Origin of the sequence: Rugosibacter aromaticivorans (assembly GCF_000934545.1) — a bacterium.
Taxonomy (GTDB): Bacteria; Pseudomonadota; Gammaproteobacteria; order Burkholderiales; family Rhodocyclaceae; genus Rugosibacter; species Rugosibacter aromaticivorans.
This window is the reverse complement of the sequence record NZ_CP010554.1, coordinates 390,653-411,798: the sequence shown is the minus strand read 5'-3', so window position 1 is coordinate 411,798 and position 21,146 is coordinate 390,653. Positions and strand designations below refer to the sequence as shown.

Sequence of the window (21,146 nt, the reverse complement as noted above, 5' to 3'; positions counted from 1 at the left end):
CAGCAGGGATGAATAAACACTTTGCTGACCGATGCTAGAATTTTGGATTCTAACACTGCCCCCTGCCGGAGGACTTTGCCATGGGTTTTTGCGCAAGTTTCTGCGCGCTTGACTGACATGGGAGTCCCCGCCCGCTATGGAACGTCAGCAACACATTGTCGATTGGCTCACCGCTCTTTGGCCGGGGCGTCAATTCTCCCTGCTTCCCGCATCAGCTGACGCCAGTTTCCGGCGCTATTTTCGCGTCACGCTGGACGATGGCAGCACAGCGATTGTCATGGATGCGCCACCTGCTGTTGAGGACTGCCGCCCGTGGCTGCATGTGCAGCAGCTATTTAGCCATGCCCAAGTGTATGTGCCTCACGTCATGGCACACGATCTGGACAACGGGTTTTTGCTGCTCTCTGATCTGGGAAACGTCACCTATCTATCGGTGCTCACTGCGGACAATGCTTCACTGCTATACCGCGACGCCCTCACCTCGCTGGTGAAAATCCAGCAGGCCAGCCGGCCAGGCGTGCTGCCTGATTACGATCACACTTTGCTTAAACGCGAGCTTGATCTATTCCCCGATTGGTATCTCGCGCGCCACCATCAACTCCCCCTCACTGATGCCATGCGCACGGAACTCGACACCGTGTTCGAACGCATCCTCGCCGTCAACTTGGCCGAGCCGCGCGTGTTCGTGCATCGCGATTACCACTCGCGCAATCTCATGTACATGGCTTCCGCCGCCAATCCTGGCATCATCGATTTTCAGGATGCCGTATATGGTCCGATCAGCTATGATCCAGTCTCGCTACTCAAGGATGCCTATATCACCTGGGATGAAGAAACTACCTTGGACTGGCTCATTCGTTATTGGGATCAGGCACGCAAAGCCAACTTGCCTGTCGCCGAAGATTTCGCCGTATTCCACCGCAATTACGAATGGATGGGCCTGCAACGGCACCTTAAAGTGCTGGGCATTTTCGCCCGCCTTTATCACCGCGACGGCAAAGATGGCTATCTGAAAGACTTGCCAGTGGTTGAACAGTATGTGCGCAAAACTTGCGCACGATACGCCGGGCTCAAGCCGATTCTCACGCTGCTCGATCGAGTCTCCGGGCAAGCGCAGCAGGCTGGCTACACCTTCTGATGAAAGCCATGATTCTCGCGGCCGGTCGTGGCGAACGCATGCGGCCATTGACCGACACCTGCCCCAAACCGCTATTGCTTGCCGGTGGCCAGCCGCTGATTGTCTGGCATCTGCAACGTCTTGCGGCAGCAGGGTTTCGCGAAGTCATCATCAATCACGACCATCTCGGCGCGCAGATTGAAGCGGCCTTGCAGCAAGGCGCGGCGTGGGGTCTGACGATACGTTATTCACCTGAACCAGCGGGCGCACTGGAAACTGCCGGCGGTATTGCCAACGCACTGCCCTTGTTGGGTGATGCACCGTTCTTCGTGATCAACGGCGACATTTTTTGCGACTGGGATGTGGCCCGCGCAAGAGATGCATTAGCGATAAACAATCTGGCGCATTTGGTTTTGGTTGCTAATCCGACGCATCATCCGCAAGGCGATTTCACACTGAACAATGGAAAAGTCGGCGCTGGTGATACGCCGCAAAGCTTTGAATCCGACCGAAGGAAGTGCAGAGCCGACCGAAGGAAGTGCAGAGCCGACCGAAGGAAGTGCAGAGCCGACCGAAGGAAGTGCAAAGCCGTCTCTGGAAAGTCCCCGGGTGGAGCGGCAGACAAACTAACATTCGCTGGCATAGGCGTCTATCGCCCGGCGTTATTCAGCACCATCACCCGCGGCCAGCCCGCAAAACTCGCCCCGTTGTTACGCACCGCCATGACTACCGGCCAGGTTTCCGGCGAACAGCATCATGGACGCTGGATCGACGTCGGCACACCCGAACGGCTGGCCGAGCTGGATGCACTGCTGGCACATGATCCCCGCGCACTATAATCAGCGACATGGATAACACACCGCCACCAAAGAGTACTCGCTGCGCAGCGTATCGCCAGCGCCGGCTTTCTCTCATCACTCGTATGCAGCAAGCAGGCGGCGGTGTTGCCGTCATTCCCACAGCGGCTGAGCATGCGCGCAACCGCGATACGCAGTTCCCTTTTCGCGCGGACAGCTACTTTCAATATCTCACCGGCTTTAACGAGCCAGAAGCCGCGCTGATCATCGTTGTTGGCGCAAAAAATAACGAGGGGCAAAGCCTGCTTTTTTGCCGTGAGAAAAACCCCGAGCGCGAAATATGGGATGGCTTTCGTTACGGGCCAGAAGCCGCAAAAGACGTCTTTGCCTTTGATGCCGCTTTCCCTATCAGCACCTTCGATAGCCAGTTGGCCGAGATCCTCGCCGATCAACCTGCGTTGTGGTTTTCGCTTGGGCATGATCCCGCCTGGGATGCGCGCATCACCACCGCGCTCAATGCCGTGCGCAACCAAACCCGCGCGGGTAAATGTGCACCGGCCATCCTGCGCGATGTGCGTGTTGAGCTGGATGCCATGCGCTTGATAAAAGACGCCAGCGAGCTTGCCCTGATGCGTCGCGCGGGCGAAATTTCCGCCGAAGCGCATGTGCGCGCCATGCGCTTTACCGCTCCAGGGCATTATGAATATGAAGTAGAAGCTGAACTACTGCATACCTTTCGTCGCCATGGCTGTGAAGCGCCAGCCTATACATCCATCGTTGCGGGCGGCGCGAATGCCTGCGTACTGCATTACGTCGGCAACGATCAGCCCTTGAAGGATGGTGATTTATTGCTCATTGACGCCGCAGGAGAGCTGGAAGGTTACGCGGCTGACATCACGCGCACCTTCCCTGTGAATGGCCGTTTTTCTTCAGCGCAAGCGGCGATTTATCAACTGGTGCTGGATGCCCAGCTCGCCGCCATTGCCGCAGTAAAACCTGGCGCCAGCTTTCTCGCTCCGCATGAGGCAGCGCTCAACGTGCTAGCGCAAGGCATGCTCGATTTGCATCTGCTTAGCGGTTCATTAAGCGAAGTCATACAGACAGAAAGTTACAAGAAATTTTTCATGCATCGCACCAGCCATTGGCTCGGCAAGGACGTGCACGATGCAGGCGGCTATCGGCAAGGCGAACTGTGGGCACCGTTACAACCCGGCATGGTACTGACCATCGAGCCCGGCTGTTACATTCGCCCCGCCAAGGATGTGCCCGAAGCTTTCTGGAACATCGGCGTGCGCATTGAAGATGATGCGGTGGTGACCACCGACGGCTGCGAAATCATCACGGGCGGCGTGCCCAAAACCATCGCTGAAATTGAAGCGCTCATGCACCAAGATGGCTAACCCACGATGCAACCCACCATTGCGAGCGAAGCTGGCCTGAATAGTCACCTCCTTCTTCAAGAAGGGGGGCGGGGCGCGGCCTCCCTAGCTGTCTCCCTAGCTGTCTCCTTACCTGCCACCAACGATGGCTACGGATCGGTTCGATCCGTAGCCATCGTTGGTGGTGGCCCCGTCGGCATGGCACTCGCCTTGGCCTTGCACTACCATGGCATCCCCGCAGAAATTTTTGAGGCGCGCACACGTGCTGACGTGCGCCAAGACACCCGTGTGCTGGCACTGTCTGACGGTTCGCGGCAAATTCTTGAGTGGCTGGGCGTCTGGCCGCAACATGCCGCCACCCCCATTCACCGCATCCACATATCCCACCGTGGCAGCCTCGGCCGCACCCGGCTCAGCGCCAGTCAGATGGATGTTCCGGCATTAGGCTGGGTGTTGCCCGCAGCCAGGTTGATCACCACACTCGACGCAGCGGTCAGTGCAGCCGGTATTGTTTATCACGAGCAACAAAAAGTCGGCGCTGGCAAGACGCCGACAAACACATCGAGCCAGACCAAGGTCGCGCTCACCGCTTGGGCAGAGGGCGCTGTGAATACCGCTGACGCAACCACTAACATCACCGCGCATGATTACGCGCAGCACGCCGTGCTGTGCCAAGCCCACACAGCGCAGCCGCACAACCACATGGCATGGGAACGTTTCACCGACGAAGGGCCGGTGGCCTTGTTGCCGCTAGGCAAGGCCTACGCCATCGTCCTCACCTGTGCAGCGGTGGATGTCGCACGGATTGCCGCGCTCACCGACGCTGATTTTCTCGCCTTGCTGCAACAGCGCTTTGGCACACGGCATCGATTTATTTCTGTCACCCCGCGTGAAACATTTGCACTGGACTTGCGTTACCGCCAGCAGCCCGTGGGTGAGCGCGAGGTCTGGCTGGGCAATGCCGCACAAACGCTGCACCCCGTTGCCGGGCAGGGTTTTAATCTGGCGTTGCGTGACGTGTGGGAGCTCGCGCGCACGCTGCACCACGCACCCGACCCAGGCAGCCCCGACCGGCTTGCCGCCTATGCCAAGAGCCGTCAGCTCGATCGGCGCGGCGCCATTGGCTTTACCCATGCGTTAATCAACATTTTTGCATCCACCCTCCCGCCGGTGCGGCACGCACGTGGCGCGGGTCTGCTGGCGCTGGATTTGTTGTCGCCGCTGAAAAACTTTGTGGCGCGGCGCATGATCTTCGGCGCACGCGCCTGGTAAAACGCGTTTGCCCACCACTCACACCTTGACGTAGTAGCTGCGTGCCGATCTGCCAGCATCTGCAGGATAACCGCTCGCAACGAGCACAGTCCTCGTTAGCGAAAAACCACCGTTTTACGATCATTGGCACTTGTCTGAGATATATATTTCGATTATTATAGAAATATGGAATCAAAAACCGCTGTAGCCGCTTTGGCGGCCCTTGCTCAAGAGTCACGCCTGGCAATCTTTCGCTTGTTGGTACAGGCCGGCTCTGCCGGCTTAGCGGCCGGCAAGATCAGCGAGGCAACCGGGGTTCCCCCTTCGTCACTATCTTTCCACCTAAAAGAGTTGACGCACGCCAACCTGGTCAGCTCGCAGCAGGCAGGTCGCTTCGTCATCTACCAGGCCAATTTCCCCACGATGACCGCCTTGCTGGCATTCCTGACTGACAATTGCTGCAGCGGTGAAACATGCGCTCTAACGTGCCAACCGACTGACGCTGAAATGACTAACCCATGAGAATTCGCGCATTACCTGCCCCTGATTTCTTACCGGCGCTTGGCCTGGCAGCAGATACGCCGCCCATCCGCATCCTTTTGCTCTATGGGTCACTACGACCGCGATCCTATTCGCGGCTGGTTGTCGAGGAAGCCGCCCGACTGCTGCAATTCTTTGGTGCACAAACGCGCATATTTGACCCGGCTGATCTGCCTTTTCCTGATCAGGTAGTGGATGACAATCATCCGGCGATCCATGTCATCGACACGACCACCGATCTTTCCTCAATCGCTATCGCTCCATCCACCAACCGAAAGCCCTCACCATGACAGAAAGAACTTACAACGTGCTCGTGCTGTGTACCGGAAATTCGGCCCGCAGCATCATGGCCGAAGCCCTCTTGAGCACGATGGGCAAAGGACGTTTCCGCGCCTATAGTGCCGGCAGTCACCCGACCGGCACGGTCAATCCGTTCGCTATCGAGAAAGTGCAGTCAGTCAACTATCCAATCGAAAATCTGCGCAGCAAAAGCTGGGACGAGTACGCTCAGCCCGGTGCGCCGAAGATGGATTTTGTCATCACGGTTTGCGACAACGCTGCTGGCGAAGTATGTCCGGTGTGGCCCGGACAACCGATTTCGGCGCACTGGAGATTTGAAGACCCGGCCGCCGTGGAAGGCAGCGACGAGGTGAAGCGCCGTGCCTTCGACACGACATTCCGGCACATCATGAACCGCGTGCAGCTGTTCGTGAATTTGCCGCTGAAGATGCTTGATCAGACGGCCATCCAGCGTGAGCTGGCGCACATTGGCAAGACCGACGTGGCGGACTGAGCGTGCGTGCGCAATGCGAAATCATCGCCAAAAAGGCAGGCAAAACGCCCATGCGCGTGTTCGAACGTTACCTGACGCTATGGGTTGCCTTGTGCATTGTCACCGGCATTGCGCTCGGCCAAGGGCTGCCGGACGTATTCCGGGCCATCGGCCAGATAGAGCTCGCCCAGGTCAATGTGCCGGTGGGCTTGCTGATATGGGTGATGATCGTCCCGATGCTGATCCGGATCGACTTCGGCGCACTGCACCAGGTCAAGGCCCATTGGCGCGGCATAGGTGTCACGCTGTTCGTGAATTGGGCCGTCAAGCCCTTCTCAATGGCACTGCTCGGCTGGCTGTTCATCCGGCATGTCTTCGCGCCCTTCCTGCCAGCGGAACAACAGGATAGCTACATCGCCGGCCTGATACTACTGGCGACTGCACCCTGCACGGCGATGGTGTTCGTCTGGAGCAAGCTGAGCAATGGCGACCCGTATTTCACTCTGTCGCAGGTGGCATTGAACGATGTCATCATGATCTTTGCCTTCGCACCCATTGTCGGGCTGCTGCTCGATATGTCCTCGATCACTGTGCCGTGGGATACGCTGCTGACTTCGGTGATGCTTTACATCATTGTGCCCGTTGTTCTCGCGCAACTCTGGCGCAAACACCTTCTCGGGAAAGGGCAAGCCACGTTCGACGCGACAATGGCCAGAATAGGGCCATGGTCGATCAGTGCGCTGTTGTTAACCCTGGTGCTGCTATTCGCCTTCCAAGGCGAAGCCATTCTGAAGCAACCCCTTGTCATAGCCATGCTGGTCGTGCCTATTCTGATTCAAGTGTTCTTCACTTCATCCCTGGCATACTGGCTTAATCGGCGCGCAGGCGAGAAACACAGCATCGCATGCCCATCGGCACTGATCGGGGCAAGTAACTTCTTTGAGCTGGCCGTAGCCGCAGCCATTAGCCTGTTCGGGCTGCACTCAGGCGCCGCATTGGCAACCGTGGTCGGTGTGCTTGTCGAGGTGCCGGTAATGCTGCTTGTGGTGCGCGTGGTAAACGGCACAAAGGGTTGGTACGAAAATGTCACATAGGCAGTGCCGCAAGACACACCGAAAAAGCGCTTAGCTTTATTATATCTACCACGACGGCAATGGCAAAGCCTGTCGCATCATTTTTGCGTCACTGTACAAATTTTGACCGCTTTACGTTAGAATCCGCGCCCCACTTCTGCCTTTTCCCCCGCCATGGATTTTCTCGGTTTTCACTTGAGCAACAATCTATTTGTCGCGCCCATGGCCGGAGTGACCGATCGTCCTTTTCGTCAACTGTGCAAACAACTGGGTGCTGGTTTTGCAGTGTCAGAAATGGTCACGTCCAACTCATTGCTCTACGGCAGTGCAAAAACGCTGCGCCGTGCTAACCACACCGGCGAAGTCAGCCCGATCTCCGTGCAGATTGCCGGTGCCGACCCAAAAATGATGGCAGAAGCGGCCAAATACAATGTGGATCACGGCGCGCAAATCATCGACATCAACATGGGCTGCCCGGCTAAAAAAGTTTGCAATGTCATGGCAGGCTCAGCCCTCATGCAGCAAGAACCTTTGGTGGCAAAAATTCTCGAAGCCGTGGTCGCTGCCGTACCCAATACGCCGGTCACGCTGAAATTTCGCACGGGCTGGAATAGCGAAAACAAAAATGCCCCGACCATTGCCCGCATCGCCGAAGCATCCGGCATCCGTGCAGTCGCCATTCATGGTCGCACACGCGCCGACCAATATATGGGTGAGGCGGAATACGACACCATTGCGCTGGTCAAATCACTCGTGCGCATTCCGGTGATTGCCAATGGCGATATCACGACGCCGCAAAAGGCAAAATTTGTGCTCGACACCACCGGCGCCGATGGCGTGATGATAGGCCGCGCCGCACAGGGACGGCCCTGGATCTTTCGCGAAATCGCCCATTACCTAAATACTGGCCAGATTTTGCCACCCCCCCGTGTGGCTGAAATTCATACCGTGCTGCGCCATCACCTGGCCGACCTGTATGAGTTTTACGGCGAAGAAACCGGCGTCAAAATTGCACGCAAACATATCAGCTGGTACACCAAAGGCATTGCCAGCGCGGCACACTTTCGTCACGCCATGAACCAGATACAAAACCCGGTGGCACAACTAGTGGCAACGGATGAATTTTTTTATGCGCAGGCGGCAGCCAACGACCGCTTGTTATTTGACGAGGCACAGGCCGCATGAGTAGCGAAATCGCTGACTGCGTACGCCGTAATCTCAGACGTTATTTCCGCGATCTGGACGGACAAACGCCCCACGCCCTCTACGACATGCTGCTCAAAACCATGGAGCTGCCGCTACTTGAAGTCGTCATGGAACAAGCCGAAGGCAAACAAACTGTTGCCGCAGAAATTCTCGGCATCAGTCGTGGCACGCTGCGTCGCATGCTGCAAGACCATCATCTTTTGTAATTCATCTTTGAGGTTTCAATGAAAGTCACTCAAGCGCTCATGAGCGTTTCCGATAAGCATGGTGTCGTCGATTTTGCGCGTGGCCTGACGCAACTCGGCATCAAGCTGCTCTCCACCGGCGGCACGGCCAAACTGCTGCGCCAGGCGGGTTTACCCGTTACCGATGTTGCCGACTACACGGGCTTTCCCGAAATGCTTGACGGTCGCGTCAAGACGCTGCATCCGAAAGTGCATGGCGGCATTCTCGGCCGCCGCGATCTGCCTGAACATTTGACGACGATGGCCGCACGCGGCATTGCGCCGATTGATCTGGTCGTGGTGAACCTGTACCCTTTTCAAGAGACCGTCGCCAAGCCGGACGTGACGCTGGATGAGGCCATTGAAAATATCGACATCGGCGGTCCGGCGATGGTGCGCGCGGCAGCCAAGAATCACGGCAATGAAGCAGGCGGCGTGGGCATCATTACCGACCCGGCTGACTATGCACCGGTGCTGGCGGAAATTCAGGCCACCGGCAGCATTGCCTACCAGACGCGTTTCGCTCTGGCGAAAAAAGCCTTCACCCACACCGCCCGCTATGACGCAGCGATTGCCAACTGGCTGACGGCGCTGGACGATAAAAATCAGCCGGGTTTGTTTGCCGATAAATTGCAACTCGCTTTCGACAAAGTGGAAACCCTGCGCTACGGCGAAAATCCGCATCAGCAAGCGGCGTTCTACAAAGAAGCAACACCGCTCGCAGGCAGCATCGCCAGTTATGCGCAATTGCAGGGCAAAGAGCTTTCCTACAACAACATCGCCGACGCCGATGCGGCATGGGAATGTGTCAAGGCCTTCGCCGGGCAGACGGCCTGCGTCATCGTCAAGCATGCGAATCCCTGCGGCGTGGCGGTAGGTGGCAGCGTCGAAGAGGTTTATCGCAAGGCTTTCAAGACTGACCCGACATCGGCTTTCGGCGGCATCATCGCCTTTAATGTGGCCATTGATGAAAGCGCCGCACACGCGATTGCCAGTCAGTTTGCCGAAGTCATCATCGCACCGGAAATCACGCCTGCCGCACGTGCAGTTTTTGCCACCAAGCAAAACCTGCGCGTATTAAAAATTCCTGAAGGCGACCCGAAGGTAGTGCAGAGCAAGCACCACGCTGGTGCTGGTGAGACGGCGGGAGTTATAAAAACCACGCAAACATTCGACTACAAACGCGTCGGCGGCGGCTTGCTGGTGCAAACGACGGACGACGCGCGCATTGCAGTAAGCGATCTTAAAATCGTCAGCCGTCGTCACCCCACGCCAGATGAAATGCGCGACCTGCTGTTTGCCTGGCAAGTGGCCAAATACGTGAAATCGAATGCCATCGTGTATTGCAAAGACGGCATGACCGTCGGTGTCGGCGCAGGGCAGATGAGCCGTGTCGATTCTGCGCGCATCGCCGCCATCAAGGCGGAAAACAACGGCCTGACGGTGGTCGGCTCGGTCGTCGCGTCCGATGCATTCTTCCCCTTCCGCGACGGCCTTGATGTGCTCGCCCAAGCGGGTGCTACTGCCGTGATACAGCCTGGAGGTTCAGTGCGCGATAGCGAAGTCATCGCTGCCGCAGACGAGCAAAATATCGCCATGGTGTGCACTGGCATGCGACATTTCCGTCACTAAACTGGAGATCTCAAAATGCACCGCTTTCTCTTTCTGCGCACTCTTGCCATTGCCTCTGGGCTGCTTATTGCCTTACCTGCCCTACCCGCGCTAGCCGCTGACACAGCCCTGCCGAGCTGGCTGGATCGCGTCGTGGATGAAGTCACGACGACCGCACGCGAAGGCACACCTGAAGTTTATTTGCCGGTGCATACCTGGCACATGCGCTGGGCCTATACGCGGGAGAAAATTGATAACTTCCAGGAAAACACGCTGGGCCTGGGCTATGGTCGTGGCCGATTTGACGAAAAGAGCAACTGGCATGGCCTGTATGCCATGGGTTTTCAGGATTCCCACTACAAGCCCGAGTGGCTGGCCGGTTACGGCTGGAAAACTTACTGGCGCCTGAGTGAAAACGCGCGTTTTGGCCTGGGTTACACCGCAGGCTTCACGACGCGTAGCGATCTGGGACATTACACACCCGTGCCAGCCATCCTGCCCATCGGTTCAATCGACTACCGCGAAACCTCACTTGAAGCGGCTTATGTGCCCGGCGGCAAAGGCTTTGGCAACATCCTCTTTTTCTGGCTGAAGTGGCACCCCGGCTATCCCTCTTCAACATCGAAAGCTGCCCCATGAAACTACTCGTTATTGGCTCCGGCGGACGCGAGCACGCCATGGCCTGGCAACTGCAGCGCAGTCCGGGATTGCAAAAAATTTACGTTGCCCCCGGCAATGCCGGTACTGCACGCGAACCCGAGCTGACCAATTTGCCGCTCACGGACATTCCAACCCTGGCGGCATTTGCCCAGCGTGAAAAAATTCACGCCACTATCGTTGGCCCCGAAGTACCCTTGGCAGCAGGCATCGTGGATTTTTTTCGTGCACAGGGATTGCGCATTTTCGGGCCGACACAAGCTGCCGCACAGTTAGAAAGTTCAAAAGATTTTGCCAAGCGCTTCATGATTCGTCATGGCATACCTACGGCAAAATTCCAAACCTTCATCGACACCCCCGCCGACATCGCTGCAGCACACGCCTACATTAATCAGGAAGGCGCGCCCATCGTCGTCAAAGCTGATGGCTTGGCCGCCGGCAAGGGTGTTGTCGTCGCCATGACGAATGATGAGGCACACGCTGCAGTGGACCGCATGTTGTCCGGCAATGCTCTGGGCGAGGCAGGCGCTCGCGTAGTGATTGAAGAATTTCTCACCGGCGAAGAAGCCAGCTTTATTGCCATGGTGGATGGAAAGCACGCGTTGGCGCTGGCCACGAGCCAAGATCACAAACGGCTACTCGATGGCGATGCAGGCCCCAATACCGGCGGCATGGGCGCCTATTCGCCGGCGCCCGTCGTCACTCCGGAAATTCATGCGCGCGTGATGCGCGAAGTGATATTACCAACCATCCACGGCATGGCGGCCGACGGCATTGTCTATACCGGGTTTCTCTATGCCGGCCTGATGATCCGCGCCGATGGCAGCCTGCGTGTGCTGGAATTCAACTGCCGCATGGGCGACCCGGAAACCCAACCCATCATGATGCGCTTGAAGAGCAACTTCATCACCCTGATTGATGCCGCCATTGATGGCCGCCTGGATCAGGTAGAAGCCGAATGGGATCGGCGTGTCGCCCTGGGCGTGGTGGTAGCAGCGGCCAATTACCCGGCCACACCGCGTCAGGGCGATGCGATTCATGGCCTGTCCGAGACAGCCGCAGACAGCCACGTTTTTCACGCCGGCACCACCATGGAAAATGATCAAGTCGTCACTGCCGGTGGCCGCGTGTTGTGCGTTACCGCGCTCGGGGAAAACGTCAAAGACGCGCAAAAAAACGCCTACGCCGCGCTCGCCACGATTCATTTCGACGGCATGCAATACCGCCACGACATCGGCTTTCGCGCCATCAAGCGATGAACCGCAACACGGGGAATAACACACAGCAGGCCGACACAAAAGTCGGCGCTGATGAAACAACTGCGCTACAAGGCGGTCGGGCAAAAAACGCCCTCCTCGCCGTAACGGATGGCGAGACGGCGATCAATACGCTATTGCACCGCCTGACGTGCCCTCCGCAATGAATGACATCGCTCGCGCAGCGCAACTGCTGCACGCCGGAGAACTAGTCGCCTTCCCTACTGAAACCGTTTACGGATTAGGCGCGGATGCGCACAATCCCATCGCGCTGGAAAAAATTTTCGCCGCCAAAGGCCGCCCCGCGGACCATCCGCTGATCGTCCATTTGCCGGATGCCTCGCATCTTGGCGATTGGGCTATCGACATCCCTGCCGCCGCACACACGCTTGCCGCTGCCTGCTGGCCGGGGCCGCTGACCTTGATACTCAAACGGCATCCCTCCGTGCCTGATCTTGTCACCGGCGGACAAAACACGGTCGGCGTGCGCGTGCCGAACCATCCCGTGGCGCTGGCCTTGCTGCGCGAATTCGGCAGCGGCATTGCAGCGCCTTCCGCCAACAAATTCGGTCGCATCAGCCCTACCACCGCCGCGCATGTGAAGGAAGAACTGGGCGAATCTTTAGAGACAAGCGTCGCCATGATTCTCGATGGCGGCGCATGCGCCGTGGGCATTGAATCAACGATCGTCGACATGACATCAGCCACCCCGCGCATACTGCGGCCCGGTGCCATCAGCGCGAATACCCTGCGCCAGCTCTTGCATGCCCCGGTGCATGACAGCCATGCCGCACAGCAAACGGATAATGCAATGCACATCCCCCGCGTCTCCGGCAGTCTGGCCGCGCACTACGCACCGCGCACCTCGTTGCAATTGTGCGCGGTTGAATCGCTGCCCGCTGCAATCGCTGCAGCACTTCAGCAAGGCCAGCGTGTGGCCGTTTTAGCCCCCGAGTTATCGCCGCCCTTGTTAGCCAATCAGCACGTCATCCGCCGTATCGCCAGCGCCGACTTTTCGCAGTTTGCCCACGATCTCTACGCCACGTTACGCGAGTTCGATGCTGCTGATTGCGATCTCATCCTGGTCACCACGCCGCCTGATAATGAAGCCTGGCGCGCCGTGAACGACCGCCTGCACCGCGCCGCTACCGGCTCGGGCAACAAGTGAATGCCGCTGCTATAATTAGCCTTGGCTCATCGGGGGTGTAGCTCAGTTGGGAGAGCGCGACGTTCGCAACGTCGAGGCCAGCGGTTCGATCCCGCTCACCTCCACCATTTACCTGTTTTAGCAGTGCATGATTTCCGCTTGCAGCCCGGCGTCTCGCAACGTATCAAAGCTTCACCTGCTCAAACATTCCCTTGCCGCTAAAATTCCATTTGACCTTAAACGCAGCACCGCCTTGGATACCACCAGCCTGCTCGATAATGCGTGGCCACCATTTAACAAGATTGTGAGCCTTCTCCCAGAACTTGTGATCCTTCCAAGACTTATCCAAGAAAAAAACCAGCAAACCTGCTCTGCGCAATGCCTCACGCTCCAACCCTTTGTTTAGATTGTCGTGCGTAACAACGACCCATGCCCCATCTTGCGACAAGCTATTAATCCAATCGATGTCTGGCGTATCGGCAGCAAACCGATCTTTTAAATGAAGTACAACGTGATCTTCTGGCTTTGAAAGTTCTCGCAACGCATGCGCGAGAGGTGGGGGAAGATTATTGTCAATAAAAAAATTCACGCAGCCAATCGCTCTTCAAAGCGGATCGCCGCCTCTACCGCGCTGACGGGGATCTCGTACAGTTTGGCTACATATTGCTTGCTTTCCTCAGCCTTGAAAGCGTCGTAAAGAATAGATGTTCTGACACGTCCATTCGTAACAATGGGTTTGCCAAAGGCAATGGTCGGATCAAGCACAATGGCCTTGCTGCGTGCTACCGGATACCAGCAGGATGCCAGTTCATCACGCCCGAATTCAATACCGCGACATAGCGATGGCTCAATGATTTTGGTAAATGCGAATTGCTTTTTAGCCAGATCGAGTAACTGTGTTTCGCCAGCCTCTTCCAGCGCAGTGGCAAAAATACTCCGCCCATCTGTTTGAAAACGCCGACAAGTGAAAGGGTAGGGATGATTAAATAATTCACGCGCATGCTGGCTTGTAAGGCGAATTGTTTGCAAGCTCACACCAGACTTGCGGAATGCTTGAACGAAACGAACCTCCAGCAAATCGTGGAAGCTAATTCCCTCGATCTCTGATTCAGCCAGCTCAGTCTGCCAAAGAGGGGCACTGTTCACCCGCTCAGCGGAACCACGCGCCTTGTAGGATTGCCCCTTCAACCACCGGCGCAGGTCTTGCGCGGGCACATTGGTCAGTTTCGCGGCTTCTTGAAAGGTGTAGAGGCCAATTCCGATCAAATTCATTTAGCCCCCCGTTTAATCTAAATCAATAAAAACCACCGAGCGGTGGATGTGGGCGCTGATTTTACAGACAAGCCGCCTTGTCAATCAAGCTCACTACTTTGTACTGTAACTACGAACATCTGTGTCGGCAACCAGATCACGGATGACGGCTTCTTCGTCCGCAGCAATGCGCAGCACAGGCTTGAAGCCGGTAGCACTGATCCAGGGTCTGTTGGCCTGGTTGGCTTCGGCGTCGAGGGTCAAACCGAGAAAGCCCAGGGATTGGCAAATGCGCTCGCGTATCTGCGGTGCGTGTTCGCCGATGCCGCCGCTGAACACCAGCGCATCAACGCCGCCGGCTTTGGCGGCAAAAGCGCCAATGGCGGCGCGCACCTGGCGGCAGAAATAGTCCACGGCAAAGCCGGCAGTCGGACTGTGACTCTCCAGCAAGTGGTGCATCTCGCTGCTCTCTCCGGCAGACAGTGCAAGCAGCCCCATACGATGGTAGACCAGATCACTTAACGCCTGGCTATCGTAATGTTTGGCCAGCTCCAGCATTACCCCCGGATCCATATCCCCGCTGCGCGTGCCCATCGGAATGCCGCCGGCTGGCGTGTAGCCCATGGTGGTATCCACTGACTTCAGTCCTTCCATCAGACACAGGCTGGCACCCGCGCCCAGGTGCGCAACGATGACGCGACCGTGCGCAACATCTCCCAGCAATGATGGTAATCGGGATGCGATGTAGGCATAGTTGAGACCATGAAAGCCATAACGGCGCATGCCAAGCTCATGCGGAATCGGCAAGCGGCGCGCCAGTTCCGGCAGGGTGTGGTGAAACGCGGTGTCGAAACAAGCTACTTGCGGTACGTCAAAGCGCGCCCGGCATAGCTCCACTCCGAGCAGATTGCCGGGCATGTGCAGCGGGGCAAGCGGGGTAATACTGTGCAGCCGCTCGAGCTCCGCCGCATCCAGAAGGCGCGCCGCATCGGTGACTTCGCCACCGTGTACGAAGCGATGGCCGATCGCCTGCGGCACTTCCCCGTCCAGATCCTTCAGCAGCGCGTCAAAGGCTGCCGCGTGGTCATGCACAAAGCCATGGCCGATAGGCCTGTAGCACCAGTCACGGCGCGTGCCGTCAGCGCGGAACAGGCTTGCCTTGAGACTGGACGAACCGCTGTTAAGCGTCAGGACGGCAGGCATGTCATTGCACGGCGGCCAGCAATTTTTCATACGCTTCGACGAAGATGCGCACACCTTCAGTCTGCAAGGTTTCGCCAACGTCCATGAGGTCGATGCCCAGCGCCGCCAGCGCCTTGATGTGGGCTTGCGCATCACTCATACCCATCGTCAACGTGGTTGCCGCACGACCATGTTCGCGGAATGCGGCAAGGGTTGCATCTGGCAGGGTGTTGATAGTTTCCGCGCCGATCAGCGGTTCCACGTAGAGCACATCGCTGTAAGCCGGATTCTTGGTGCCGGTGCTGGCCCAAAGCGGCGTCTGTGGTCGCACGCCAGCCTGGCTGAGCATGGCGAATTCCGGGCCGTGAAAAATCTCCAGATACCGGTAATAACAGCGTTTGGCGAGTGCCACGCCGCTCTTGCCTTTGAGTTGTTGAATTTTTTCTGTAGCCGCTGTGCCTGCTGTAGCAATCGCATCTAGGCGTTTGTCCACCAGGGTATCGACGCGACTCAAGAATACGCTGGCCACCGAGCGCAATTGTTTGGCATTTCCTCCGCCAGCCAGCCAGCGCAATGCCCCGCGCAGATAGGCCTGCGCCACGGCCTCGTACTGCGCCAGCGAAAAAATCAGGGTGACGTTAACCCGCATGCCTGCGGCGGTCAGTTGTTCGAAGGCACGCACCCCGGCGGGCGTGGCGGGCACTTTGATGAACAGGTTGTCACGCCCCACCGCCTGCCGCAATCGCCACGCGGCCGCTTCGGTACCCGCCATGTCGTGCGCCAAGGCGGGCGAGACTTCCAGGCTGACATAGCCGGTCTCACCAAGGCTGGATGCGTAAGCTGGTAAAAGGGTATCGCAGGCCGCCTGAATGTCGGGAATAACGAGCGACTCATACCGCGCCCCGGCATCGAGGTTCGAGCCGCGCAAGCGTTGCAGATCCTCACGGTAGTACAGGCTGTCGGCAATGGCTTTCTGGAAGATGGCGGGATTGGACGTCACGCCGTCGATGCCGTCCTCGGTTATCAGGCGCTGCAAGTTGCCTTCCTGAAGTAGCGTGCGCGAGAGATTATCGAGCCAGACGTGCTGGCCCAGGGTCTTGAGTTGAAGCAGGGGATTTACGTTCATGTGTTTGCCTCCTGATAGGGCCATGTCCAGTTGCGTATTTCCGGCATGTCTTCGCCGTGCTCATGGATGTATTGCGTGTGCTGGTTGAGTTTGTCGCGCATGCGCTGTTTGATGTGCGCTGCCTGTGGCTGCAACTTCGGCACCCGGTTCGCCACATCCATCACCAGATGGAAGCGGTCAAGGGTGTTGAGTACCACCATGTCGAACGGCGTGGTGGTGGTGCCTTCTTCCTTGTAGCCGCGCACGTGCAGATTGCCGTGATTGGTGCGGCGGTAGGTGAGACGATGAATCAGCCAGGGGTAACCGTGGTAAGCAAAGATGATCGGCTTGTCGGTGGTGAACAGAGAGTCGAATTCATCGCTGGACAAGCCATGCGGATGCTCCTCCTGCGGCTGCAGGGTCATTAGATCAACCAGGTTGATGAAGCGGATTTTCAACTCCGGCGTGAGCTGATGCAAAATATCGATGGCGGCCAGCATTTCCAGCGTGGGCACATCGCCCGCTGCCGCCAGCACGATATCCGGTTCGCCGGACTGATCGTTGCACGCCCACTCCCACAGGCCAATGCCGGCGCTGGCGTGATTGATCGCAGCGTCCATGTTCAGCCACTGATGCGCAGGCTGCTTGCCAGCAACAATGATATTCACCAGGTTGCGGCTCTTCAGGCACTGGTCGGTGACCACCAGCAAGGTATTGGCGTCCGGCGGCAGATAAACGCGAATGATGTCGGCCTTTTTGTTCACCACGTGATCAATGAAGCCGGGGTCCTGATGCGAGAAGCCGTTGTTATCCTGGCGCCAGACGTGCGAGGTGAGCAGGATGTTGAGCGAGGCAATGGGGCGGCGCCAGGGAATCTCGCCGCATACCTTGAGCCATTTGGCGTGCTGGTTGAACATCGAATCGACGATGTGAATGAAAGCCTCATAGCAGGAAAAAAGCCCATGCCGCCCGGTCAGGAGATAGCCTTCGAGCCAGCCCTGGCAGGCATGTTCGGAAAGGATTTCCATCACCCGTCCGTCGACGGCAAGATGGTCGTCGTAATCGAAACGTTCGGCAACCCAAGTACGATCGGTCACCTCAAACAACGCCCCAAGGCGATTGGAGGCGGTCTCGTCCGGCCCAAACACGCGGAAATTATCCTGGTTCTTCTGCATCACATCGCGCAGGAAGACGCCCATCGCCCGCGTGGACTCAGCCAGCGTAGCGCCGGGCGCGGGAACAGCCACCGCGTAATTGCGGAAATCCGGCAGGCGCAGATCGCGCAGCAACACCCCGCCGTTGGCGTGAAGATTGGCCCCCATGCGGTGATTAAAGGTAGGAGCCAGCGCGGCCAGTTCCGGATCAAGCCGGCCATTCGCATCGAACAGCTCATCCGGCCGGTAAGAGCGCATCCATTCTTCCAGCAGGCTTAAGTGCTCCGGCTTATCCATGTCGCTGAATGGCACCTGGTGCGAACGCCAATAGTCTTCGGTTTTCTTGCCATCCACTTCCTTCGGCCCGGTCCAGCCCTTGGGTGAGCGCAACACGATCATGGGCCAGAGCGGGCGGCGGCTATCACCGCCATGCCGCGCCTTGCGCTGGATTTCGCGTATTTCGGCAATCACGATATCGACTGTGGCGGCCATCAACCGGTGCATGGCTTCGGGTTTGTCGCCTTCTACGAAATGGGGTTTGTAGCCATAGCCTACCAACAGGCTTTCCAACTCGGTGTGGCCGATGCGGGCGAGTATGGCCGGACTGGCGATCTTGTAGCCATTGAGGTGCAGGATCGGCAACACCGCGCCGTCCGTGCGCGGATTCAAAAACTTGTTGGAATGCCAGGATGTGGCCAGCGGCCCGGTCTCCGCTTCGCCATCGCCCACCACACAGCAGGCGATCAGTTCGGGATTGTCAAACACCGCGCCATACGCGTGGAACAAGGCATAACCCAGCTCGCCGCCCTCGTGGATAGAACCGGGGGTTTCCGGCGCGGTATGGCTGGGAATGCCGCCCGGGAAGGAAAACTGGCGGAACAGACGCCGCATCCCCTCCTCGTCCTGCGAAATATCGGAATACAGCTCGCTGTAGCTGCCTTCGAGATAGGTGTTGGCCACCACTGCCGGGCCGCCGTGGCCGGGGCCGGCAATAAAGATCATGCTGAGCGCTTGCTGCTTGATTACCCGATTCATGTGCACATAGATGAAGTTCAGCCCCGGCGTAGTGCCCCAGTGGCCAAGCAGGCGCGGCTTGATGTGCGCCAGCTGCAGCGGCTGTTTCAGCAGCGGATTGTCCAACAGATAAATCTGCCCCACTGACAGGTAATTGGCGGCGCGCCAATAGGCGTCCATCCGCTTGAGCTCTTTGGTCTCCAGTACCGTAGCAGCTGAGGGCATGTCATTCTCCTTGAATGATTAAAGGCGACGCTTCACCCGGCGGGCAGCGGCGCGCTGCAGTACAAATCGCCTTCATCTCGATAATCCTTTCGATAAGATATGTCACAGGCTTTCAAATTGCCATCCTATTCTTCTAAACATACCGTAGGCTTCAAGGTCGAACAGTTCGGTAGGGCACCTAAAGTTGAGGCTTTTGCGCAGTCAGGTATTCAGTTGCCAGACAACGATATCGACACAGGGCCGTTCGACACGACATGGCGGGCAAGAGATGGATGGCGGAAATAGCGCAGACAGTGTGATAGTAGATTGGAGGGTCGAACTCCAGACCATCGAAAATCGAACGGACTCCACAAGGCCACCACACACTCGCGTTATACCATCAGCGCAACCGACTTCACCTGCACCCAAACGGTTTGCCCGGTAGCTATGTGCAGCGCTGCAGCAGCGCGGCGGGTTACGCGCGCCAGCAACTGGCTGGGGCCCACCTGAATGCGCACCAGCAATAGCCCGGGGTGAGCATCATTGGCAATGGCGTCCACCTGCCCGCGCAATACATTTTGAATGCTGCTTTGCTCGGGTGGCATGGCGGCCAGGCTCACATCGCGCGCCAGCACACGCACGCGCACGGGGCGGCCTATGGGCAAGGCCGGGTCGGGTGTCCATAGGCTGCCGCCGGGAAAATCGACTCGCGCCAGATGCCAGGCCGCGTCAACGTCGCCCACGGTGGCGTCCAGTATCGTGCCGGCATCGTCCCCCAGCGGCAGGGGGAAATCCAGCCGGGTGAGAGTTTCTGCCAAGAGGCCTTGTGCCCGCACGCGGCCGTTGTCGATGACCACCAGATAATCGGCCAGCCGCGCCACTTCATCAGCGGCATGGCTGACATACAGTACGGGAATCTCCAGCGTGCGATGCAGTTGTTGCAGGTAAGGCATGATTTCCTGTTTGCGTGGATGGTCAAGCGAAGCCAGCGGCTCATCCATCAGCAGCAGGCGTGGGCTCAACGCCAGCGCACGGGCAATGGCGACGCGTTGCCGCTCACCCCCGGAGAGCTTGTCAGGCAGGCGATGAAGCAAGGCGTTGATGCCGAGCAGATCAATGGCTTGATCCAGCGCCGCACTGTTTTCATTGGCCATGCGTTTAACGCCATAGCGCAGATTGCCCAGCACGGTAAGGTGCGCAAACAGGCTGGCTTCTTGAAACACATAACCCAGCGGGCGCTGATGCACAGGCACGCGGCGGGTAGTGTCTTGCCATATCTCGCCATTCACCAACAGTCGCCCCTGCGCCGTTTTTTCAAGGCCGGCAATGCAACGCAAGAGTGTGGTCTTGCCCGAACCGGAGGGGCCAAACAGAGCGGTGATACCGCGCGCGGGCAAATCAAGAGCAACATCCAGCGAGAAGCCCGGCCAGCCGAGTTGAAATTTTGCCTGGATGCCGCTCATGTCATGCCCCCCATTTTTTGCGGGCGGCGCCAGGTGTAAAGCACTAGCAAAGCGACAAAAGAAAACAACAGCATCACGGCGGCCAGGCGATGCGCTTGCAGGTAGTCCAGCGCTTCCACATGATCATAAATTTGCACCGAGGCCACGCGCGTGATGCCCGGCAAGTTGCCGCCGATCATGAGCACTACGCCAAATTCGCCCACCGTATGCGCAAAGGTAAGCACCATCGCGGTGATAAACCCGGGACGCGCCAAGGGTATGGCGACACTAAAAAATGCATCGAGCGGTGAAGCGCGCAAGGTGGCCGCTACCTCGAGCGGACGTTCGCCCAGCGATTCAAATGCGGTTTGCAAAGGCTGCACCATAAAGGGCAAGGAGTAACACACCGAGGCCACGACCAGGCCCCCAAACGTAAAGGGCAAAGACGCGATGCCCAGCGCTTGCGTGAGTTGCCCCACCACACCCTGCGGCCCCATGGCCAAGAGTAAATAAAACCCCAGCACGGAAGGTGGCAGCACCAGTGGCAAGGCCACCACCGCCGTGACAGGGCCTTTCCACCACGCTTCGCTGCGCGCCAGCCACCAGGCGATGGGTGTGCCAAGCACCAATAAAATGAGTGTCACACACCCCGCCAGCCGCGCCGTCAGCCATAGCGCTTCTAGATCACCGGGAGTCAGAAACATGAAGGTGGCCTATCAGGCTCATGCCGCAATAAGAAAAAATTAGCGGATAAAACATGTCGC

22 protein-coding genes and 1 tRNA gene are annotated in these 21,146 nt (G+C 57.9%); 16 read left to right on the top strand and 7 right to left on the bottom strand.

What is annotated here, in order from left to right; translation table 11 throughout:
- Nucleotides 1-136: 136 nt before the first annotated feature.
- The 16 genes from PG1C_RS02175 to PG1C_RS02100 all read left to right on the top strand — a co-directional run bounded on the left by PG1C_RS02175 (nucleotide 137) and on the right by PG1C_RS02100 (nucleotide 13,158).
- Nucleotides 137-1,138 carry an aminoglycoside phosphotransferase family protein gene (locus tag PG1C_RS02175; protein ID WP_202635806.1) on the top strand — a complete coding sequence of 334 codons (1,002 nt, stop codon included), beginning with the start codon at nucleotides 137-139 and terminating at the stop codon, nucleotides 1,136-1,138.
- On the top strand, nucleotides 1,138-1,956 hold the full coding sequence (locus tag PG1C_RS14520) for a nucleotidyltransferase family protein (RefSeq protein ID WP_237218254.1): 819 nt from the start codon (nucleotides 1,138-1,140) through the stop codon (nucleotides 1,954-1,956). Before PG1C_RS02175 ends, PG1C_RS14520 begins: the two co-directional genes overlap by 1 nt.
- A gap of 8 nt (nucleotides 1,957-1,964) precedes the next feature.
- Nucleotides 1,965-3,314: an aminopeptidase P N-terminal domain-containing protein gene (locus PG1C_RS02165; RefSeq protein WP_202635805.1), complete on the top strand. Its 1,350-nt coding sequence runs from the start codon at nucleotides 1,965-1,967 to the stop codon at nucleotides 3,312-3,314.
- Between the two features lie 6 nt (nucleotides 3,315-3,320).
- The gene (locus PG1C_RS02160) at nucleotides 3,321-4,565 is read left to right on the top strand and encodes an FAD-dependent monooxygenase (RefSeq protein WP_202635804.1); all 1,245 of its coding nucleotides are present in this window, start codon (nucleotides 3,321-3,323) and stop codon (nucleotides 4,563-4,565) included.
- A 165-nt stretch (nucleotides 4,566-4,730) separates the two neighbouring features.
- Nucleotides 4,731-5,066, top strand: coding sequence for an ArsR/SmtB family transcription factor (locus tag PG1C_RS02155; RefSeq protein WP_202635803.1), 336 nt, complete (start codon nucleotides 4,731-4,733; stop codon nucleotides 5,064-5,066).
- Nucleotides 5,063-5,374, top strand: a complete 312-nt coding sequence (locus PG1C_RS02150; RefSeq protein ID WP_202635802.1) for an NADPH-dependent FMN reductase — start codon at nucleotides 5,063-5,065, stop codon at nucleotides 5,372-5,374. Before PG1C_RS02155 ends, PG1C_RS02150 begins: the two co-directional genes overlap by 4 nt.
- On the top strand, nucleotides 5,371-5,877 hold the full coding sequence (locus PG1C_RS02145) for an arsenate reductase ArsC (RefSeq protein WP_202635801.1): 507 nt from the start codon (nucleotides 5,371-5,373) through the stop codon (nucleotides 5,875-5,877). Before PG1C_RS02150 ends, PG1C_RS02145 begins: the two co-directional genes overlap by 4 nt.
- Before the next feature lie 50 nt (nucleotides 5,878-5,927).
- Entirely contained in the window at nucleotides 5,928-6,950 is a 1,023-nt protein-coding gene (arsB, locus tag PG1C_RS02140; protein WP_202636881.1) for an ACR3 family arsenite efflux transporter, read from the top strand.
- Nucleotides 6,951-7,103: 153 nt separating this feature from the next.
- Complete coding sequence (gene dusB, locus PG1C_RS02135; RefSeq protein WP_202635800.1) at nucleotides 7,104-8,114, top strand: tRNA dihydrouridine synthase DusB; 1,011 nt, start codon at nucleotides 7,104-7,106, stop codon at nucleotides 8,112-8,114.
- Nucleotides 8,111-8,341, top strand: coding sequence for a helix-turn-helix domain-containing protein (locus tag PG1C_RS02130; RefSeq protein WP_202635799.1), 231 nt, complete (start codon nucleotides 8,111-8,113; stop codon nucleotides 8,339-8,341). Before dusB ends, PG1C_RS02130 begins: the two co-directional genes overlap by 4 nt.
- A gap of 18 nt (nucleotides 8,342-8,359) precedes the next feature.
- Nucleotides 8,360-9,991: a bifunctional phosphoribosylaminoimidazolecarboxamide formyltransferase/IMP cyclohydrolase gene (gene purH, locus PG1C_RS02125; protein WP_202635798.1), complete on the top strand. Its 1,632-nt coding sequence runs from the start codon at nucleotides 8,360-8,362 to the stop codon at nucleotides 9,989-9,991.
- 15 nt (nucleotides 9,992-10,006) lie between these two features.
- Nucleotides 10,007-10,609, top strand: a complete 603-nt coding sequence (pagP, locus tag PG1C_RS02120; RefSeq protein WP_202635797.1) for a lipid IV(A) palmitoyltransferase PagP — start codon at nucleotides 10,007-10,009, stop codon at nucleotides 10,607-10,609.
- Nucleotides 10,606-11,886, top strand: a complete 1,281-nt coding sequence (purD, locus tag PG1C_RS02115) for a phosphoribosylamine--glycine ligase (protein ID WP_202635796.1) — start codon at nucleotides 10,606-10,608, stop codon at nucleotides 11,884-11,886. Before pagP ends, purD begins: the two co-directional genes overlap by 4 nt.
- The gene (locus PG1C_RS02110; RefSeq protein WP_202635795.1) at nucleotides 11,883-12,050 is read left to right on the top strand and encodes a hypothetical protein; all 168 of its coding nucleotides are present in this window, start codon (nucleotides 11,883-11,885) and stop codon (nucleotides 12,048-12,050) included. Before purD ends, PG1C_RS02110 begins: the two co-directional genes overlap by 4 nt.
- Nucleotides 12,047-13,051 carry an L-threonylcarbamoyladenylate synthase gene (locus PG1C_RS02105; protein ID WP_202635794.1) on the top strand — a complete coding sequence of 335 codons (1,005 nt, stop codon included), beginning with the start codon at nucleotides 12,047-12,049 and terminating at the stop codon, nucleotides 13,049-13,051. Before PG1C_RS02110 ends, PG1C_RS02105 begins: the two co-directional genes overlap by 4 nt.
- Before the next feature lie 31 nt (nucleotides 13,052-13,082).
- Nucleotides 13,083-13,158: transfer RNA gene (locus PG1C_RS02100), tRNA-Ala, on the top strand.
- 56 nt (nucleotides 13,159-13,214) lie between these two features.
- On the opposite strand, the gene PG1C_RS02095 is transcribed toward PG1C_RS02100, so the two are convergent.
- The 7 genes from PG1C_RS02095 to modB form a co-directional block, all read right to left on the bottom strand.
- Nucleotides 13,215-13,619 carry a PIN-like domain-containing protein gene (locus PG1C_RS02095; protein ID WP_202635793.1) on the bottom strand — a complete coding sequence of 135 codons (405 nt, stop codon included), beginning with the start codon at nucleotides 13,617-13,619 and terminating at the stop codon, nucleotides 13,215-13,217.
- A complete protein-coding gene (locus PG1C_RS02090) occupies nucleotides 13,616-14,302 on the bottom strand; it encodes a DUF433 domain-containing protein (protein ID WP_202635792.1) in 687 nt (228 codons plus the stop codon). The genes PG1C_RS02095 and PG1C_RS02090 overlap by 4 nt, the downstream gene beginning before the upstream one ends.
- 93 nt (nucleotides 14,303-14,395) lie before the next feature.
- Complete coding sequence (locus PG1C_RS02085) at nucleotides 14,396-15,484, bottom strand: acetate/propionate family kinase (protein ID WP_202635791.1); 1,089 nt, start codon at nucleotides 15,482-15,484, stop codon at nucleotides 14,396-14,398.
- A gap of 1 nt (nucleotide 15,485) precedes the next feature.
- Complete coding sequence (gene tal, locus PG1C_RS02080; RefSeq protein WP_237218253.1) at nucleotides 15,486-16,589, bottom strand: transaldolase; 1,104 nt, start codon at nucleotides 16,587-16,589, stop codon at nucleotides 15,486-15,488.
- Complete coding sequence (locus tag PG1C_RS02075; RefSeq protein ID WP_202635789.1) at nucleotides 16,586-18,961, bottom strand: phosphoketolase family protein; 2,376 nt, start codon at nucleotides 18,959-18,961, stop codon at nucleotides 16,586-16,588. Before PG1C_RS02075 ends, tal begins: the two co-directional genes overlap by 4 nt.
- Before the next feature lie 371 nt (nucleotides 18,962-19,332).
- Nucleotides 19,333-20,403, bottom strand: a complete 1,071-nt coding sequence (gene modC / locus PG1C_RS02070) for a molybdenum ABC transporter ATP-binding protein (protein ID WP_202635788.1) — start codon at nucleotides 20,401-20,403, stop codon at nucleotides 19,333-19,335.
- The gene (gene modB, locus PG1C_RS02065; protein ID WP_202635787.1) at nucleotides 20,400-21,086 is read right to left on the bottom strand and encodes a molybdate ABC transporter permease subunit; all 687 of its coding nucleotides are present in this window, start codon (nucleotides 21,084-21,086) and stop codon (nucleotides 20,400-20,402) included. The genes modC and modB overlap by 4 nt, the downstream gene beginning before the upstream one ends.
- Nucleotides 21,087-21,146 lie beyond the last annotated feature (60 nt).